Annotated in this window: 17 protein-coding genes; 2 read left to right on the top strand and 15 right to left on the bottom strand. The window is 71.9% G+C overall.

The window, feature by feature from the left end:
- Nucleotides 1-16: 16 nt before the first annotated feature.
- The 4 genes from ACWG52_RS17755 to ACWG52_RS17740 form a co-directional block, all read right to left on the bottom strand.
- Complete coding sequence (locus tag ACWG52_RS17755; protein WP_389803817.1) at nt 17-2,431, bottom strand: ATP-binding cassette domain-containing protein; 2,415 nt, start codon at nt 2,429-2,431, stop codon at nt 17-19.
- A gap of 68 nt (nt 2,432-2,499) precedes the next feature.
- Entirely contained in the window at nt 2,500-2,916 is a 417-nt protein-coding gene (locus ACWG52_RS17750; RefSeq protein ID WP_030726511.1) for a VOC family protein, read from the bottom strand.
- A gap of 10 nt (nt 2,917-2,926) precedes the next feature.
- Nucleotides 2,927-3,346 carry a helix-turn-helix domain-containing protein gene (locus ACWG52_RS17745; RefSeq protein WP_389803814.1) on the bottom strand — a complete coding sequence of 140 codons (420 nt, stop codon included), beginning with the start codon at nt 3,344-3,346 and terminating at the stop codon, nt 2,927-2,929.
- 144 nt (nt 3,347-3,490) lie between these two features.
- Complete coding sequence (locus ACWG52_RS17740; protein ID WP_266353417.1) at nt 3,491-3,991, bottom strand: GbsR/MarR family transcriptional regulator; 501 nt, start codon at nt 3,989-3,991, stop codon at nt 3,491-3,493.
- Between the two features lie 84 nt (nt 3,992-4,075).
- Between ACWG52_RS17740 and ACWG52_RS17735 the strand changes: the two genes are divergently transcribed.
- Together ACWG52_RS17735 and ACWG52_RS17730 are read left to right on the top strand one after the other, a co-directional pair.
- The gene (locus ACWG52_RS17735) at nt 4,076-4,969 is read left to right on the top strand and encodes an ABC transporter ATP-binding protein (protein ID WP_390139517.1); all 894 of its coding nucleotides are present in this window, start codon (nt 4,076-4,078) and stop codon (nt 4,967-4,969) included.
- Nucleotides 4,966-6,558, top strand: coding sequence for an ABC transporter permease (locus ACWG52_RS17730; protein WP_453128990.1), 1,593 nt, complete (start codon nt 4,966-4,968; stop codon nt 6,556-6,558). Before ACWG52_RS17735 ends, ACWG52_RS17730 begins: the two co-directional genes overlap by 4 nt.
- Nucleotides 6,559-6,610: 52 nt before the next feature.
- On the opposite strand, the gene ACWG52_RS17725 is transcribed toward ACWG52_RS17730, so the two are convergent.
- The 11 genes from ACWG52_RS17725 to ACWG52_RS17675 all read right to left on the bottom strand — a co-directional run bounded on the left by ACWG52_RS17725 (nt 6,611) and on the right by ACWG52_RS17675 (nt 16,737).
- On the bottom strand, nt 6,611-7,819 hold the full coding sequence (locus tag ACWG52_RS17725; RefSeq protein WP_389803805.1) for a cytochrome P450: 1,209 nt from the start codon (nt 7,817-7,819) through the stop codon (nt 6,611-6,613).
- A 29-nt stretch (nt 7,820-7,848) separates the two neighbouring features.
- The gene (locus tag ACWG52_RS17720; protein WP_033214508.1) at nt 7,849-8,508 is read right to left on the bottom strand and encodes a response regulator; all 660 of its coding nucleotides are present in this window, start codon (nt 8,506-8,508) and stop codon (nt 7,849-7,851) included.
- Nucleotides 8,505-9,842, bottom strand: coding sequence for a sensor histidine kinase (locus tag ACWG52_RS17715; RefSeq protein WP_389803802.1), 1,338 nt, complete (start codon nt 9,840-9,842; stop codon nt 8,505-8,507). The genes ACWG52_RS17720 and ACWG52_RS17715 overlap by 4 nt, the downstream gene beginning before the upstream one ends.
- Before the next feature lie 89 nt (nt 9,843-9,931).
- A complete protein-coding gene (locus ACWG52_RS17710) occupies nt 9,932-10,603 on the bottom strand; it encodes a response regulator (RefSeq protein ID WP_389803800.1) in 672 nt (223 codons plus the stop codon).
- Nucleotides 10,600-11,919 (bottom strand): sensor histidine kinase, encoded by a 1,320-nt coding sequence (locus tag ACWG52_RS17705; protein WP_390166526.1) that lies wholly within the window; start codon nt 11,917-11,919, stop codon nt 10,600-10,602. Before ACWG52_RS17705 ends, ACWG52_RS17710 begins: the two co-directional genes overlap by 4 nt.
- Nucleotides 11,920-11,941: 22 nt before the next feature.
- Nucleotides 11,942-13,144 (bottom strand): acyltransferase family protein, encoded by a 1,203-nt coding sequence (locus tag ACWG52_RS17700; RefSeq protein ID WP_453128989.1) that lies wholly within the window; start codon nt 13,142-13,144, stop codon nt 11,942-11,944.
- Nucleotides 13,137-14,084 carry an alpha/beta hydrolase gene (locus ACWG52_RS17695; protein ID WP_389803792.1) on the bottom strand — a complete coding sequence of 316 codons (948 nt, stop codon included), beginning with the start codon at nt 14,082-14,084 and terminating at the stop codon, nt 13,137-13,139. The genes ACWG52_RS17700 and ACWG52_RS17695 overlap by 8 nt, the downstream gene beginning before the upstream one ends.
- A 334-nt stretch (nt 14,085-14,418) precedes the next feature.
- Nucleotides 14,419-15,024, bottom strand: coding sequence for a LysE family translocator (locus ACWG52_RS17690; protein ID WP_389803789.1), 606 nt, complete (start codon nt 15,022-15,024; stop codon nt 14,419-14,421).
- A gap of 5 nt (nt 15,025-15,029) precedes the next feature.
- Nucleotides 15,030-15,419: a nuclear transport factor 2 family protein gene (locus ACWG52_RS17685; RefSeq protein WP_453128988.1), complete on the bottom strand. Its 390-nt coding sequence runs from the start codon at nt 15,417-15,419 to the stop codon at nt 15,030-15,032.
- Between the two features lie 90 nt (nt 15,420-15,509).
- A complete protein-coding gene (locus ACWG52_RS17680; protein WP_389803783.1) occupies nt 15,510-16,115 on the bottom strand; it encodes a MarR family winged helix-turn-helix transcriptional regulator in 606 nt (201 codons plus the stop codon).
- Complete coding sequence (locus ACWG52_RS17675; protein WP_453128987.1) at nt 16,108-16,737, bottom strand: DJ-1/PfpI family protein; 630 nt, start codon at nt 16,735-16,737, stop codon at nt 16,108-16,110. Before ACWG52_RS17675 ends, ACWG52_RS17680 begins: the two co-directional genes overlap by 8 nt.
- Nucleotides 16,738-16,800 lie beyond the last annotated feature (63 nt).

Genomic DNA, 16,800 nt, shown 5'->3' with positions numbered 1-16,800 from the left:
GCCGGTCAGGTGCCGATCAGGCGCCGACGTACGCCGCGAGGTGCTCGCCGGTGAGGGTGGAGCGGTCTTCCACCAGGTCGGCGGGGGTGCCCTCGAAGACGATCAGGCCGCCGTCGTGTCCGGCGCCGGGACCGAGGTCGATGATCCAGTCGGCGTGCGCCATGACCGCCTGGTGGTGCTCGATGACGACGACCGACTTCCCCGAGTCCACCAGCCGGTCGAGCAGACCGAGCAGCTGCTCCACGTCGGCGAGGTGCAGGCCGGTGGTCGGCTCGTCGAGCACGTAGATCCCGCCCTTCTCCGCCATGTGGGTGGCGAGCTTCAGCCGCTGCCGCTCGCCGCCGGACAGTGTGGTGAGGGGCTGGCCGAGGCTGAGGTAGCCCAGTCCGACGTCGGCGAGGCGGGTGAGGATGCGGTGCGCGGCGGGCGTGTGCGCCTCGCCCGCGCCGAAGAACTCCTCGGCCTCGGTCACGGACATGGCGAGCACCTCGCTGATGTCGCGGCCGGCCAGGTGGTACTCCAGAACCGACGCGTCGAACCGCTTCCCCTCGCACTCCTCACAGGTGGTCGAGACGCCGGCCATCATCGCCAGGTCGGTGTAGATGACCCCGGCGCCGTTGCAGTTCGGGCAGGCGCCCTCGGAGTTCGCGCTGAACAGGGCGGGCTTCACCCCGTTGACCTTGGCGAACACCTTGCGGATCGGGTCGAGCAGTCCCGTGTACGTCGCCGGGTTGCTCCGGCGCGACCCGCGGATCGCGCCCTGGTCGATGGAGACGACCTCCGCGTCCGGGGAGAGCGACTTGTGCAGCAGGGAGCTCTTGCCGGACCCGGCGACGCCGGTGACGACCGTGAGCACCCCGAGCGGGATGTCGACGTCGACGTCGCGCAGGTTGTTCGCGGTGGCCCCCCGGATCTCCAGCGCGCCGGTGGGCTTGCGTACCGACGGCTTGAGCGCGGCCCGGTCGTCGAGGTGGCGGCCGGTGATGGTGCCGCCGGAGCGGAGCCCCTCGACGGTGCCCTCGTAGCAGACGGTGCCGCCGGCGGTGCCCGCGCCGGGGCCGATGTCGACGACGTGGTCGGCGATCGCGATCGTCTCCGGCTTGTGCTCCACGACCAGGACCGTGTTGCCCTTGTCGCGCAGCCGCAGGAGCAGGTCGTTCATGCGCTGGATGTCGTGCGGGTGCAGGCCGATGGTCGGCTCGTCGAAGACGTAGGTGACGTCGGTGAGGGAGGAGCCGAGGTGGCGGATCATCTTGACGCGCTGCGCCTCGCCGCCGGAGAGGGTGCCCGAGGCCCGGTCGAGGGAGAGGTAGCCGAGGCCGATCTCCACGAACGAGTCGAGGGTGAGCTGCAGGGCGGTGAGCAAGGGGGCCACGGAGGGCTCGTCGAGGCCGCGTACCCACTCCGCGAGGTCGCTGATCTGCATGGTGCAGGCGTCGGCGATGCTGATCTTCTTGATCTTCGAGGACCGGGCGCCCTCGCTGAGCCGGGTGCCCTCGCACTCGGGGCAGACGGTGAAGGTGACCGCGCGTTCCACGAAGGCCCGGATGTGCGGCTGCATCGCTTCCTTGTCCTTCGACAGGAAGGACTTCTGGATCTTGGGGATGAGGCCCTCGTAGGTGAGGTTGACGCCCTCGACCTTGACCTTGGTGGGCTCCCGGTAGAGGAAGTCCTGCATCTCCTTCTTGGTGAACTTCGCGATCGGCTTGTTCGGGTCGAGGAAGCCCGACTCGGCGTAGACGCGCACGGTCCAGAAGCTGTCGGACTTCCAGCCGGGGATGGTGAACGCGCCCTCGGCGAGCGACTTGGAGTCGTCGTAGAGCTGGGTGAGGTCGATGTCGGAGACCGAACCGCGGCCCTCGCAGCGCACACACATGCCGCCGGTGCGGGAGAAGGTCGCCTTCACGGTCTTGGTCTTGGCGGCGCCGCGCTCGACCGTGATGCCGCCGCTGGCCCGGACGGAGGCCACGTTGAAGGAGTAGGCGCTGGGCGGGCCGATGTGCGGCTTCCCGAGCCGGCTGAAGAGGATGCGCAGCATCGCGTTGGCGTCGGTGGCGGTGCCGACCGTGGAGCGGGGGTCGCCGCCCATGCGCTGCTGGTCGACGGTGATCGCGGTGGTGAGTCCGTCGAGTACGTCGACCTCGGGGCGGGCCAGCGTGGGCATGAAGCCCTGGACGAAGGTGCTGTAGGTCTCGTTGATCATCCGCTGGGACTCGGCGGCGATCGTGTCGAACACCAGCGAGCTCTTGCCGGAACCGGAGACTCCGGTGAACACCGTCAGGCGGCGCTTGGGGATCTCGATGCTGACGTCCTTGAGGTTGTTCACGCGTGCGCCGTGCACGCGGATCAGACCGTGGCTGTCGGCAGCGTGCTGCGCCTGTGGTGCCTGAGGTGCGGTGGGTCGGGAGTCCGGCCCGGTGGCCCTGCTCATCGTGTCTCCATCTCTCGGGCGGGCCGGCTGCTCGGACTCCTGCGCGGACTCCTGGGGCAAGTCGGTCCTCAGTGCTTGCGGGGCTGGTTGAAGCGGAGCATGTTGCCGGCCGGGTCGCGGAAGGCGCAGTCGCGGACGCCGTACGGCTGGTCGACCGGCTCCTGCAGCACCTCCCCGCCGGCGGCCCGGATGTGTTCGAAGGTGGCGTCGACGTCGTCGGTGGAGAAGATCACGCCACGCAGCAGGCCCTTGGCCAGCAGTTCCGCCATGGCCTGCCGGTCGGCCGCCGAGGCGCCGGGGTCGGCGAGCGGCGGTTCGAGGACGATCTCCACGTCCGGCTGCGTGGGGGAGGCGACGGTCACCCAGCGCATCCCCTCGAACCCGACGTCGTTGCGGACCTCCAGGCCGAGGATGTCGCGGTAGAAGGCGAGCGCCTTGTCGTGGTCGTCGACGGCGATGAAGCACTGCGAGAGGTTGATGTCCATGCCGTCGACGCTACGAGGAGGGCGCGGATTTCGCTTCTCCGATCCTGACCGGTCGCGTGAGGATCTTGGCGACGCACGCCGGGATCGCCGCGCCGTCGTCGTGGTCACGGGCCCGATAGGCGCTCGGGGTCTCGCCGACGAGCTCGGTGAAGCGCGAGCTGAAGGACCCCAGCGAGGTACATCCGACGGCGAAGCAGACGTCCGTCACGCTCATGTCGCCGCGGCGCAGCAGCGCCTTCGCGCGTTCGACGCGGCGGGTCATGAGGTAGCTGTACGGGGTTTCCCCGAAGGCGGCGCGGAAGCTGCGGGAGAAGTGACCCGGCGACATGAGGGCGACGTTCGCGAGTGCCTGAACGTCCAGCGGCTCCGCGTACTCGCGGTCCATCATGTCCCGGGCGCGGCGCAGCCGTACCAGGTCCTCCAGGTTCATGCGTTCCAGCATGGCACGGGGGCGGTGCCGCGTCTGCGGGTATCGGCGCTTCCGGATTCGATCACCGGGCGCCGGGCGGGCGCCGAGCGAGCGACGGGCGAGCGACGGGCGAGCGACGGGCGAGCGGCCGGCGGCGTCGGGCGGTCAGCCGAGGCCGATCGTCGCCTTGTGGACCCGCCAGCGGTCCATCAGTCCCAGCATCTCGCCCTGCATGAACGCGAAGAAGGCCGCGGTCTCGGCGACGCGCGCCCCGGCGGGCGAGTCCGTGCCGAGGGTGGCGGCGCCTTCGCTCAGGGTCTTCTCCCACAGGGTCAGGACCTGGTCGCGGCGCGTGAAGGTCTCGTACCAGAGCTCGTTGTGCAGGACGTACCGGTCGCGGCGTGAGCCCGGTTCGCGCTCGCGGCTGACCATGTTGACCTGGGTCAGGTAGGACACGGCGCCCGATACGGCGGCCGGGCTGATCCGCAGGGCCTCGCCCAGCTCCGCCGAGGTCATCGCGCCGCCGTCGCTGGCCAGTAGCTGGGCGAAGACCCGCGCGGCCATCCGCTGCATCCCGGCCTCGGTCAGCTGCGCGGCGAACCGCTCGACGAAGCGGGAGACGGCGTCACCGTCCCGGGTGTCGGTCCCGGCGTCCACGTTCACCATGTCATCTGCCACCTTCCTGACTTTACGCGATTCTTGAGATTCTCAATCTTCACAAACTTGTGAAGCTAGCGTACGTTCGGAAACATGACGAAGGCAATCAGCGTTGCCGGCCTCCACAAGGCGTTCGGCCGCACCCACGCACTGGACGGACTCGACCTCTCGGTCACCACCGGCGAGGTCCACGGCTTCCTCGGCCCCAACGGCGCCGGCAAGTCCACCACCATCCGGGTCCTGCTGGGCCTGCTGCGCGCCGACTCCGGCACCGCCGAGCTCCTCGGTGGCGACCCCTGGGCCGACGCCGTGGCCCTCCACCGCCGTGTCGCCTACGTCCCCGGCGACGTCACCCTGTGGCGCAACCTCTCCGGCGGCGAGGTCATAGACCTCTACGGGCGCCTGCGCGGCGGCCTCGACCGGACCCGGCGCGCCGAACTCCTCGAACGGTTCGAGCTGGACCCCACCAAGAAGGGGCGCGCGTACTCCAAGGGCAACCGGCAGAAGGTCGCCCTCGTCGCCGCCTTCGCCTCCGACGTCGAACTGCTCGTCCTCGACGAACCCACCTCCGGCCTCGACCCGCTGATGGAGGAGGTCTTCCAGAGCTGCGTCACCGAGGCGCGCGCCGCCGGCCGCACCGTCCTGCTCAGCTCGCACATCCTCAGCGAGGTCGAGACCCTCTGCGACCGGGTCAGCATCATCCGCAAGGGCCGCACCGTGGAGACCGGCACCCTCGCCGAACTCCGCCACCTCACCCGCACGTCGATCAGTGCCGAACTGGCCGGCCCGCCGAACGGCCTCGCCCACCTGCCGGGCGTGTACGACGTCCAGGTGCAGGGGCACACGGTCCGACTCCAGGCCGACACCGACAAGCTGGACGCCGTACTGCGCTCCCTCACCGGGTCGGGGGTGCGCTCGCTGACCTCGACCCCGCCCACCCTCGAAGAGCTCTTCCTGCGCCACTACACCGCAGAGGCGTCCCGATGAAGAACCAACTGGCCGGCACCGGGGTGCTGCTGCGACTCGCGCTGCGCCGCGACCGCGTCATGATGCCGGTGTGGGTCCTGGCCGCCACGCTCATGCTGGTGAGCATGCCCGGCTCGCTGGGCAGCGTGTACGCCACCGCCGCCGAACGCGCCCGGATCGCCGCCTCGATGAACGTCAACAGCTCGATGCGCGCCCTGTACGGACCGGTCTTCGGAGATTCCCTCGGCGGTCTGACCGCCTGGCGGGCCGGTGTCCACGGCGCCGTCCTCGCGGCCGCCATGAGCCTGATCATCGTCGTCCGGCACACCCGCGAGGAGGAGGAGAGCGGCCGTCAGGAACTGCTCTCCGCCGCGATGGTGGGGCGCAGGGCCCCGCTGACAGCAGCCCTGCTCGCCGCCCTCGTGGCCAACGCCTGCGTCGCCCTGCTCGTGGCCGGCGGGCTCGCGGGGCAGGGCGCCCCCGGTGCGGTCGCCCTGGGGCTGGCCGTCGCCGCCACCGGGACGTTCTTCGCCTGCACGGCCGCCATCGCCGCCCAGCTGACCGAGAGCGCCCGCGCCGCCCAGGGCATCGCGGCCGCCGCGCTCGGCGCCGCCTTCGTCCTGAAGGCGGCGGGCGACGCCGGTACGGGCGGCGGGCGCTCGGCCCTGACCTGGGCCTCGCCCCTCGGCTGGGTGGAGAACGTACGGGCCTTCGCCACCGAACGCTGGTGGGTGCTCCTCCTGTTCGCCGCCGCCGTCGCCGCGCAGGCGGGCGTCGCGTACGCGCTGGCCGGGCGCCGCGACCTGGGCATGAGCTTCCTGCCGTCCCGGCCGGGGCCGGCCGAGGGGCGCCTGGGGACGGCCGGCGCGCTGGCCTGGCGGCTGCAGCGCGGCAGCGTCCTGGGCTGGAGCGCGGGCTTCGTGATCGCCGGGGTCGTCTTCGGCGGGATGGCGGACGGCGCCGCGGACCTGGTCGGCGACAACGACCGGACCCGCGAGATCATCGAACGGATGGGCGGGCAGGGTGCTCAGGGCGGATCGGGCGGACTGACCGACGCCTTCCTCGCCACCATGGCCGGCATGTTCGGCATGGTCGCCGCCCTGTACGCCGTCTCGTCGGTGCTGCGCCTGGCCGGTGAGGAGTCGGGGCAGCGCGCGGAGCCGCTGCTCGCGAACGCGGTCGGCCGACTGCGCTGGGCCGGCGGCCACCTGGCCGTGGCCTTCGGCGGCTCGGCGCTGATCCTGCTGCTCGCGGGCCTCGGTCTCGGCATCGGGCACGGCCGGGATCCGGGCGCGGCCATCGGCGCCACCCTCGCCCAGCTTCCCGCGGTGTGGCTGATCGGGGCGTTGGCAGCGCTGCTCCACGGCGCGGTCCCGCGCTACGCGGCGGCCGCATGGGTGGTGGCCGGGGGCGCGCTCGCCCTGGGCTGGATCGGCCCGGCGCTCGACCTTCCGCAGGCCGTCCTGAACCTCTCGCCCTTCGCCCACCTGCCCCGGCTCCCGGGCGCACAGGACCCGGACGCGGCCCCACTCCTGGCCCTGACCGCCTTGGCGGTGGCCCTGACGGCGGCGGGCCTCGCCGCCCTGCGCCGCCGCGACATGATCGCGTAGACGGACGGCCTGCGCCGTTTCGGGATCCAGGGCCTGTCATTCGGATCAGGCCCTAGAACTCCACCAGCAGTTCCTCCAGCCCCCGGATGACATACCCGTCCCGCCACCGCGGCTCCTCGACCAGCCGCAGCGGCGGGACGCCGTCCGCCAGCAACGCACCGAACGACGCCTCCAACTCCCGTCGCGCCAGGGGCGCTCCGAGGCAGTAGTGGATCCCGGCCCCGAAGGTCAGGTGCGGATTGTCGGCCCGTACGAGGTCGAGCGTGTCGGGATCCTCGAAGCGCGCGGGATCCCGATTCGCGGACCCGAAGAGCAGCGCGACCTCGGCCCCGCGGGGGATGACGGTGTCACCGATCCGGATGTCGTCGAGCACCCAGCGTTCGAACATCTGCAGGGGAGTGTCGTACCGCATGAGTTCATCCACAGCTGTGGACAACTTTTCGGGATCGTGGCTCTCACGGAGCGCGGCGAGCTGCGCGGGGTTGCGGAACAGCGCCCACCACCCGTTGACGGTCGTGTTGACGGTGGCCTCGTGCCCGGCGTTCAGCAGGAGCACACAGGTGGAGATCATCTCCTGCTCGCTGAGCCGCCCCTCGTCATCGTGGGCGGCGATCAGCCCGGAGATCAAATCCTCCCCGGGGCGGCTCCGCCGCTCGGCGATCAGCCCTCGGAGGTACGCGCTGAACTCGACGCTCGCCCGCACCGCGCGCCGCGCCGTCTCCTCGTCCGGCCGGAGCTCGAACATCCCGCAGATGTCCGCCGACCAGGGCCGCAGCAGCCCCCGGTCCGCCTCGGGCACACCCAGCAGCTCCGCGATCACCGCCACCGGCAGCGGCTCGGCGACGACGGTGAGCAGATCCCCGCCCCCGTCCGCGCGCAGCCGCCCCACCAGCTCCCCGGCCAGCCGCCGCACGGCGGGCACGAGCCGCTCCACCGTCCGCGGGGTGAAGGCCTTGGCCACCAGCCTGCGCACCCGCGCGTGCGCCGGATCCTCCAGGTCCAGCAGGCCGTTGCCGTTGAGCACGTGGAAGGGTTCGTGCTCCGGTGGCGGCGCCTGGCGGCCGAACTCCTCGTGCGAGAAACGATGGAGGTAGGTCCGCCCCAGCCGCCGGTCCCGCAGCAGCGCACTCACATCGGCGTAGTGCGGCACCAGCCACTGCCCGGTGGCTTCCCACCACAGGGCCCGCCCCTGCTCCCGCAACTCCCGGTACGCCGGATACGGATCGGCGACGAACGCGGCATCCCACGGATCAAAGCCCATCCCCGCACCCTAAAGGCAGCCGAGCCCGATCAGGCGGGTGTCACCAAACGGGTCTCGTACGCGTACACCGCCGCCTGGGTCCGGTCCCGCAGGCCCAGCTTCACCAGGATCCGGCTCACATGGGTCTTGATGGTGGACTCGGCGACGACCAGCCGGTCGGCTATCTCCCCGTTGGACAGCCCCTGCGCGATCAGCACCAGCACCTCCGTCTCCCGCTCCGTCAACGTCCCCGTACCCGTCGGGTCGGCGAGCTTGCGGGCCTCGGAGATCTTCGAGAACTCCACGATCAGCCGCTTGGTCACCGACGGCGCCAGCAGGGCCTCGCCGGCCGCCACCACCCGTACCCCGTCCGCCAACTGACGGGCCGAGGCGTCCTTGAGCAGGAACCCGGAGGCCCCGGCCCGCAGCGCCTGGTACACGTACTCATCGAGGTCGAAGGTCGTCAGGACCAGCACCTTCGCGTCCGTGTCGGCGGCCACGATCTCCCGTGTGGCTTCCAGCCCGTTCATCCGCGGCATCCGGATGTCCATCAGCACCACGTCCGGCCGCAGCGCCGTCACCTGCTCGATGGCCTCCTGGCCGTCGACCGCCTCCCCGACCACCTCGATGCCGTCCATCGCGTTCAGCAGGACGGAGAACCCCTCGCGCACCATCACCTGGTCGTCGACGATCAACACTCTGATCGTCATGCCGTCCCCTCCTTCGACTCCGGCGCCGGCTCGGCACGGTGGGGCACCGGTATGTACACCGCCACCTCGTACCCGCCCGCCGCCGTCCGACCGGCCGTCATCTCGCCCTCCAGCATGGCCACCCGCTCCCGCATGCCGGTGATCCCGTGCCCGGCCCCCGGCGAGGGCCGCGCGTCCCCGGTCCCCCGGTCGTTGACGATCCGTAGGCCCAGGCCACCCAGCACGTACGAGACCTCCACCTCGGCCGCCGCCCCCGGCGCGTGCCGCAGCGTGTTGCTCAGGGCCTCCTGGATGATCCGGTACGCCGACAGCTCCACGCCCTGCGGCAGTTCCCGCACGGAGCCCGTGATCGTCTTCTCGACGCTCAGGCCGGCCTCCCGCACATTGGCCAGCAGCCCCTCCAGCGAGGCCAGCGTCGGCTGCGGCGCGTCCGGGGCCTCGTAGTCCGCGGAGCGCACCACACCCAGCACCCGCCGCAGCTCCGTCAGGGCCGCCACCGCGTTCTCCCGGATGGTGACGAACGCCGCCTCCAGCTCCGGCGGCGGGTTCTTCACGCGGTACGGCGCCGCCTCCGCCTGGATCGCCACCACCGACATGTGGTGAGCCACCACATCGTGCAGCTCCCGGGCGATCGTGGTCCGCTCCTCCAGCAGCGTCCGCTTGTCCCGCTCGACGGCCGTGACCTCCTGCTGGGCGCTCACCTCGGCCTTCGCGTCCCGGCGTATCTGGATGCTGCCGGCGATCACCAGGGCGAAGGCCGAGGTCAGAGCCATCTCCGGCATGTTCGAGCCCCATCGGCCGTTGAACACGAGGGAGAGCCCCGTCCCCAGCACGAGGGTGAGCGTCCACATCCAGGCCGCCACCCGGGGCCCGGTCCGCAGCGTGACGAGGAACATGACCACGATGTACGCGCAGAAGCTGCCATCGGTCCACGGCCAGTTGAAGCCGTCCCCGATGCCGGCCGTCACCACCGTCATCGCGATGGCCGCCCACCACGCGCCGACCGGCCGCACCAGCGTCATCAGGACCGGCGTCACCGTCAGCAACGTCATCGCTATCGGCCCCAGATCACCCCACGCGGACGACTGCGTGTTGAGCGATATGGTCCCGACCAGGAAGGCCAGGAACCCCACCGCCGCGTGCCGCCGCCACGGTGCGTACCGGCGCAGCACCCCGGGAAGACGGCGCACGAAGCGCCCGGAGGTGTCCGCCGGCGGCAGCGGCCGGTAGGCGAAGGCATCGGTGACGAGATCCCGGCGCAGGGTCGCGATCACCTCAGATGCCAGTCGGAACTCAGGTGCCCGGGATGTCCCCCCGGTGGTCGTCTCGGTCATGCACACCACCGTAGGTCCGTCCCACCCTCGTCCGCGTCGCCGCTGAAGGGGATTTCCGGAGGTCCCTCTCAAGTACTACCCGGGTGCGTTCAGTAGCCCGTCGGACGGATCAGACCCGTCTCGTACGCGAACACCGCGGCCTGGGTACGGTCCCGCAGCCCCAGCTTCACCAGGATCCGGCTCACATGCGTCTTCACCGTCTGCTCGGCCAGCACCAGGTGCTCCGAGATCTCGGCGTTCGACAGGCCCTGGGCGATCAGCGACAGCACCTCCGTCTCCCGTTCGGTCAGCGCCTCGATCCGGGACCGCGACGGCGCACGCGGCGCCCCCAGCCGGGAGAACTCCGTGATCAGCCGCTTCGTGATGTTCGGCGAGAGCAGCGCCTCCCCGGCCGCCACCACCCGCACCGCCTCGGCGAGCTGGTCCGCCGAGGCGTCCTTGAGCAGGAACCCCGAGGCCCCCGCGCGCAGCGCCTCGTACACGTACTCGTCGAGATCGAAGGTGGTCAGCACCAGCACCTTCACCGCGGCGTCCGGAACCGCCGTGATGATCGACGTGGCCTCGATCCCGCCCATCCCCGGCATGCGGATGTCCATCAGCACCACGTCCGGAGCCAGCTCGGCGACCTTCGCCACCGCGTCCGCCCCGTCCACCGCCTGCCCCACGACCTCTATGTCGGGCTGCGCGTTGAGAAGCACGGTGAAGCCCTGCCGGACCATCATCTGGTCGTCGGCGATCATCACCTTGATCGGGGTGCTCATGGGGCCTTCTTCGTCTCGGGGGCGGGGACCGCCGGCAGGTCCTGCGGATCCATCGGGAGTACGGCGCTCACCTCGTACCCCCCGTCGGGGCGCGGGCCGGCGGCCAGTTCGCCCCCCAGCATGCCTGCCCGCTCCCGCATGCCCAGCAGCCCGTGCCCCGCTCCGGGCGAGGGCGGCGCGGACCGGGTCGGGGCGCTGTTCGCGACGCACAGGTGCAGATCACGCGGCCCGTACGCGATACCGACCTCCACCCGCGAACCGGGCGCGTGGCGCAGCGCGTTGCTCAGCGCCTCCTGCACGATCCGGTAGGCGGTGAGCTCCACGCCCGGGGTCAGCGGCCGCCGTATCCCCGCGATCTCGGTCGTGACGTCCAGCCCGGCGCCCCGCACGTTGTCCACGAGGTTGTCCAGTTCGTCGAGGGTGGGCTGCGGATGATGGGGGTTCGCGGGATCGTCGGGCTGCTCCGACCGCAGCACGCCCAGCACCCGCCGCAGCTCCGTCAACGCCTCCAGCGCGTTCTCCCGGATGCCGGCCAGATTCTCCTTGAGCTCCTCCGACGGGTTCTCCACCAGGTGCGGGGCGACCTGCGCCTGGATGGAGATCACCGACATGTGGTGGGCGACGACGTCGTGCAGCTCGCGGGCGATGCGGCTGCGCTCCTCCAGCAAGGTGCGCCGGGCCCGCTCCTCCTCGGTGAGGGTCTCCTGCTCCACGAGCTTGCCGCGGGCGAGGCGGGTGGCCCGAAGCGCGTATCCGAGGATCCCCACGAACGCGAAGAGGAGGGCCGCGCCGCCGATGATCGTCTGGCTCTGCGGCGGCCTGAGGACGATGTCGGCCAGCCCGTTGAGGGTGAGCGTGATACCGATGACCGAGACGGTCACCCGGGCCGGCACCCGCAGGGCGACCATCAGGAGCACGGGCGCGAGCGTGAACGGCCCGGCGGGCGTCCACGGCCAGGACTGACCTTGTCCGACGTGGTCGTGGATGGCCCAGGCGACCAGGCCGGCGGTGACGAGCGCGAGCCACCAGGCGGCCATCGGCCGGAACATGCTGAGTACGACGGACGCCGAGGTCAGCAGCGACAGCCCCAGCACGGCCGAACCGAAAACCTTGTAATGGTCGTTCAGCTGCATCCCCGTGAGGACGCCGCAGGGAATGGCCACGTAGCAGAGGACCACATGCGGCAGCCAGGCCAGCCAGCGCGGCCGTGACATCCTCGGCAGCGGATCCCACTTCACGGTGAACAACTCCCGTGCCAGGCCGCGCGGCAGGCGGATGCGGACGTCCTCGGCGGGTGGCTCGGTCTGCTGGTTCACGCCGTCCAGGCTAAGGCGGGCCCTAGACATGGGTGATCTCCCTGGTGGGGTCCACCCTGGGGCGGGGAACCGCTCCGGTACGGATGGCACGGGGCGGCTTCGGACGGGGGGAGGCCTGCTCGTGGACACGGAACGCGGCCCAGCAGAGCGACAGCGCGGCGGCGAACACCGGCAGCCACAGCAGCCGCGCCGCTGCCCAGCCCACCGAGTCGGGCACCGTGTGCAGCCCGGGCAGGTCGGCCGAGACCAGCAGCCCCAGCGCGGTCACGGCCATCATGGCGGTCTGGTGCCACAGGAAGACGGTCATCGCGGAGAGGTTCACCAGAGCCACCTTCGCCCAGGCCCTCGGCCGATCCATGGCCCGGGCCAGCGGCGCGCGCACCAGCAGGGCGAGCCCGCACTGGGCCAGTCCGAACGTCACCGCGGCCAGTGTCGGCGGGTTCAGGTTCGATATGGGGGCCCCGGGGACACCCACCATCGACGCCGGGTACCCGCCCCAGAGGATCGACGCGGCCGTGGCCACGACGCCCGCGCCGAGCAGGAGCAGTGCCTGGCCACGCCGGGCGAAGGCCCCGCGGGACCAGGCGGTGCCGAGGGTGAAGGGGACCAGCCAGCCCGCCGCCACATTGATCCAGCCGATCCACTCGGGGCCCTCCAGCCCGAACCGCCACACGTCGACGGCGGCGACGACGACCAGCGGCCACAGCGGGCCGATCCGGGCCACGAGCGGGGTCGCTGCGGTGAGCGCGGCGAACACGAGCAGGAACCACAGCGGCGACAGCACCAGCGTGACCAGCGAGCGGACGGTGTCGAGCTCCGCCCCGCCGATCAGCATCCCGCCCGCCACGACCGCCCAGAGGAGCAGGACCGCCGCGACCGGACGGAACAGCCGGCCCAGCCGCCGCCCGGCCCAGGCGCCGTACGAGAGGCCACGTTCGCGCGCCGACGCGTACCCGCGGGCCGCGACATGGCCGCCGACCAGGAAGAAGACGGACAGCGTCTGGAACACCCAGGACACCGGGGCCAGCCACGGCATGTGCGCCAACGGGCTGGTGGTGCTCAGGCCGCCGTCGCGTGCGGTGAGTGCGGTGACCAGCCAGTGGCCGAGGACCACGCCGAGGATCGCGAAGGCCCGCAGCGCGTCCACCGCGCGGTCACGGTCGGCCGGGGTGGCCGCGTCGATGCCCGCCGCGAGGGTGGACCAGCGGGCGCGGAACTCAACCATGGTCGGCCTCCGATGCGAGGGTGCCGCCCAGGACGATCGCGGCCAGGCCGGCGAGGGATTCGGTGCCGGGCTTGAGGTAGTCGCTGTGTCCGGCGTCGCCGGCATCGAAGGTCCGGGCCCCGAAGGCGGGGTCGACCGGGTCGGTGCCGAAACCGATGCCGCCGAGCCGGACGTGCGGGACGCCGCCGATCCAGTCCGCGCTGCCCCGGCCGGCCCAGACCCTGGCCGCGGTCGGCAGCTCCCGGGCCGATCCGGCCCCCGTGCCCGGGCTGCCGAACAACACCACGTCAGCGACCTCGGACCCGGTGGCGGTCCGGGCGCAGACCACGGACCCGTAGGAGTGGCACAGCAGGGAGATCCGGGCACCGGGCCCCGATATGTCGCGCAACCGGTCCAGGAAGGGGGCCAGTTCGGCGGCGGCATCGTCGGCCCGGTCGGCGCTCAGGACGGTGGTGCTCACCGTGCCGGGAGTGTCGTACCCGAGCCAGGCGACCACCGCCGAGCGCGGATGTTCGGCCCGCAGGCGCTGCTGGAGGGAGACGGCTCCGGCACGGAACCGCTCGTAGGTGTCCAGCGTGGTGTCGGACCCGGGCACCAGGACGGCGACCCGGTCGGCGCTCTCCAACTCGCCGAAGACCTCGACGGCGCGGCCTGTGCCGCGGCCGTCGAAGGTGAGGAACTGGGCCGATCCGGCCGCACTCATGGCACGCAGCCTGGCCGCCCGGCCGGGGCGGTCGGCGTTCTCGGCCGTGCGCGCCGCCTCGGCGAGATTGGCGCTGTTGGCGGCGTACCGGCTCCGGGGCGTGGCGTCCTCGGAGAACGTGGCGGGCGCGGGGGCCGGGACGTTCGGGGAGGCCGCGGCGCAGACGGGGACCACGACGGCCGCGGCGACCAGAGCGGCCAGCAGGCCGCGGCGCAGCCGGCCGCCGCTCGATCCCACCCTCCCGGTGGGGAACGCCGTGCCCGCCGGGCGGGTCTCTCCCGTGCTCCAGGTACGCGTCCCCGTCCCCGTCCCCGGCTTTGTCCCTGTCCCCGTCCCCGTCGCCATGGCCCTCTTCCTCCGGTCGCCGGAAGAGCCGTGAACGCTCTTCTCTGCTAACGAAGTTAGAAATCCGGGCCCGTGGTCGGCGTCACGCCATGGAGCCGTGTTCGCGCGTAGCTCTCAGGTATGACGGGGGATACCTGCGAGGCAGGGCCAGGAGGCCAGGAGGCCAGGACGGCCGCAACCGGCCCGATCGGCCGCAACCGGCCCGACCGTCACGCCCGGCGCGCCGTCACGTCGTCGCCACCCGCACGCCGAAGCCGATCAGGACGACCCCCGTCGTCCGGTCCAGCACGCGCCGGACCCGCGGCCGTGCGAAGAACCGCCCGGCGCGCGAGAGCACGTACACGTACGTGCCCAGCCAGAGCACCGTGAGCAGCACATGGACCAGGACCAGCAGCGCCATGCCGACCGCCGGTCGCAGGCCGGGCGGGGCGAGGGCGGGCAGCAACCCCGTGTAGAAGACGGCGATCTTGGGATTGAGGACGTTGGCGACCAGGCCGGTCCGCCAGGCCCCGCCGGCGCCCACCCCGGGTCGCTCGTCCGCGGGCTCCGCGCCCGGCCGCAGCAGCGCTCGGAGGCCGAGCAGGCACAGGTAGGCGGCCCCCGCCAGCTTCACCACCAGGTACACCTCGGCCGAGGCGGCGAGCAGCGCGGCGAGCCCCGCCACGGTCAGGGCTCCCCAGATCAGCAGCCCGACGGCGATCCCGGCGACGGTGGCGAGCCCGTCACCGCGCCCCCGGGTGACGGCCCGTTTCGTGACGATCGCCATGTCCGGGCCGGGGACGAGGGTGAGGAGCGCCAGGACCCCGGTCGCGCCGAGAAGAGCGGTGAGCACGCGGCTCAGTCTGCCACCAGGGGTTCGACGTAACCCGCCCGCCAGCGGGGTGCCGGGTCCTGGCCGGGGCTGGTCCAGTACTCCCTCGCCCCCACGATCTCCCCGTTCCGCACGGTCCAGAGGGAGACGGCCCGGTAGACGACGTGGTCCTGAGGTATCTCCACCTCGGTGACCACGAGGTTCCCGTCGGCCAGGATCCGCAGCAGTTCCACGGATCTCTCGTCCGCCTCGCCGTCGTCGCTGTTCACGGTTATGAAGTTGGCGCGCCCCACGATGCGCTCACCGCTCACGGGCCATTCGATGATCGCGTCCTCGGCGATGAGCTCGGCCACGCCGTCCCAGTCGCGTGCCTCGAATCGCTCCCACAGTCGTGCCACTACCTTCAACGGCTCCATGTGCCGCAGTGTCGGGCAGCCCCGTTATGCGTAACAAGCTGTGCTTGCAGGCTTATTGACTTCGACACAATCGTTCGCGGCGTCCGGTGATCACTCCGGCGCGGGCCCCGGAACGGTGGCGGCCGGCGCCGCGGATTCCAGTGCGTCCAGTGCCGTGGCCAGCCGTTCCAGGGTGCGGACCGTCTCCGCCAAGGCGGCATCGCCCAGCTCCGCGGTGAGGCGGGCCGCCAGCGCCGCGTGGCCCGGGCCGATCCGGTCCACCGCGCTCCGCCCCTCCTCCGTGGGCCGCAGCAGCTTCGCCCGCCGGTGGGCCGGGTTCGGGGCGTATTCGGCCAGGCCCTTGGCGACCAGCAGGTCCGCGATGCGCTGCACGCTCTGCCGGGTGATGCCCATGCTCCGGGCGATTCCCGCGACGGGCAGCGGCTCCCGCAGGACCGCGCCCAGTACCTGCCACCAGGCGGCCGTCAGCCCGGCCGGCTTGGCCAGCTCCTCCGAGATGGCGAGGAACTGGCCGTTCAGCCGGAACACCCCGAGCGCGGTACGGCTCAGCAGGTCCTGCTGGGTACGGGCGGCCCCGAACTCCCCGGCCCCGATGCCACCGAGGCCGTCGAGGTGGTCGCCATGGTCGCCGTCGTCGCCGTCGTCGAGGTCCGCACCGCCCCCGACCGGCAGCGGCTCGTGCGTCGCCTCACGCATCGCCGGCCGCCGACGCCGCCATCAGGACCGGGTACGCGGCCGGGTCCGAGTCGTGGAAGAGCCCGTACCAGGCGTCCAGGACGTCCGGCTTGTAGACGTCCAGCCGGGCGAAGACCTCGCGGGCGAAGGCCACCGGCTCCGTCGGGCCCGCCGTGATCAGGTCGCCGTCGGTCACCGCGTCGGCCTCGACGTAGCTCTCGGCGCCCCCGTAGCCGGGCTGCTCCGCCAGGTAGAAGGACGCGCCGCTGGTGTGGGTCCTACCGTCCAGCAGCCCCTCGCGGGCGAGGCCGGCGGTGGCCCCGCAGATCGCCGCGACCGGCACCCCGGCGGCCAGGAACTCCTTCGCCTTGGCCGCGAACGGCGTCAGCTCGTCGCCCGTGTCCCACAGCGACGCGCCCGTGAGGATCAGCAGCGATGAGTCCTCCGGTCGCAGGTCGGCCAGGGCCAGGTCAGGCTGGATGCGGACGCCGCCCATGGTGGTGACCGGCTCCGCGGCGCTCAGGCCGACCGTGCGCACGGTGTGGTCGCGCTGGGTGAGGTGCGCGGTGGTGTGGCCGGTCTCCCAGTCCGCGTACGTGTCGTAGACCGCGAGGTGGACGGGCTTGCGCGGGGTCTCGCTCATGGTGCTTCGCCTCCGGCGTGGGTTCGTGCTCTATGACAATAGACTGTCATAACGACAGGATGC

This window comes from Streptomyces sp. CLCI03, from assembly GCF_053615355.1.
Note: the sequence above shows the minus strand (reverse complement) of the source record. Positions and strands in the feature narration are given on the sequence as shown.

What these genes read in the sequence shown, in the direction of transcription:
- ACWG52_RS17755 (WP_389803817.1), bottom strand. Translation starts at nt 2,431, where the DNA reads ATGAGCAGGGCCACCGGGCCGGACTCCCGACCCACCGCACCTCAGGCA.
- ACWG52_RS17750 (WP_030726511.1), bottom strand. Translation starts at nt 2,916, where the DNA reads ATGGACATCAACCTCTCGCAGTGCTTCATCGCCGTCGACGACCACGAC.
- ACWG52_RS17745 (WP_389803814.1), bottom strand. Translation starts at nt 3,346, where the DNA reads ATGAACCTGGAGGACCTGGTACGGCTGCGCCGCGCCCGGGACATGATG.
- ACWG52_RS17740 (WP_266353417.1), bottom strand. Translation starts at nt 3,991, where the DNA reads ATGGTGAACGTGGACGCCGGGACCGACACCCGGGACGGTGACGCCGTC.
- ACWG52_RS17735 (WP_390139517.1), top strand. Translation starts at nt 4,076, where the DNA reads ATGACGAAGGCAATCAGCGTTGCCGGCCTCCACAAGGCGTTCGGCCGC.
- ACWG52_RS17730 (WP_453128990.1), top strand. Translation starts at nt 4,966, where the DNA reads ATGAAGAACCAACTGGCCGGCACCGGGGTGCTGCTGCGACTCGCGCTG.
- ACWG52_RS17725 (WP_389803805.1), bottom strand. Translation starts at nt 7,819, where the DNA reads ATGGGCTTTGATCCGTGGGATGCCGCGTTCGTCGCCGATCCGTATCCG.
- ACWG52_RS17720 (WP_033214508.1), bottom strand. Translation starts at nt 8,508, where the DNA reads ATGACGATCAGAGTGTTGATCGTCGACGACCAGGTGATGGTGCGCGAG.
- ACWG52_RS17715 (WP_389803802.1), bottom strand. Translation starts at nt 9,842, where the DNA reads ATGACCGAGACGACCACCGGGGGGACATCCCGGGCACCTGAGTTCCGA.
- ACWG52_RS17710 (WP_389803800.1), bottom strand. Translation starts at nt 10,603, where the DNA reads ATGAGCACCCCGATCAAGGTGATGATCGCCGACGACCAGATGATGGTC.
- ACWG52_RS17700 (WP_453128989.1), bottom strand. Translation starts at nt 13,144, where the DNA reads ATGGTTGAGTTCCGCGCCCGCTGGTCCACCCTCGCGGCGGGCATCGAC.
- ACWG52_RS17685 (WP_453128988.1), bottom strand. Translation starts at nt 15,419, where the DNA reads ATGGAGCCGTTGAAGGTAGTGGCACGACTGTGGGAGCGATTCGAGGCA.
- ACWG52_RS17680 (WP_389803783.1), bottom strand. Translation starts at nt 16,115, where the DNA reads ATGCGTGAGGCGACGCACGAGCCGCTGCCGGTCGGGGGCGGTGCGGAC.
- ACWG52_RS17675 (WP_453128987.1), bottom strand. Translation starts at nt 16,737, where the DNA reads ATGAGCGAGACCCCGCGCAAGCCCGTCCACCTCGCGGTCTACGACACG.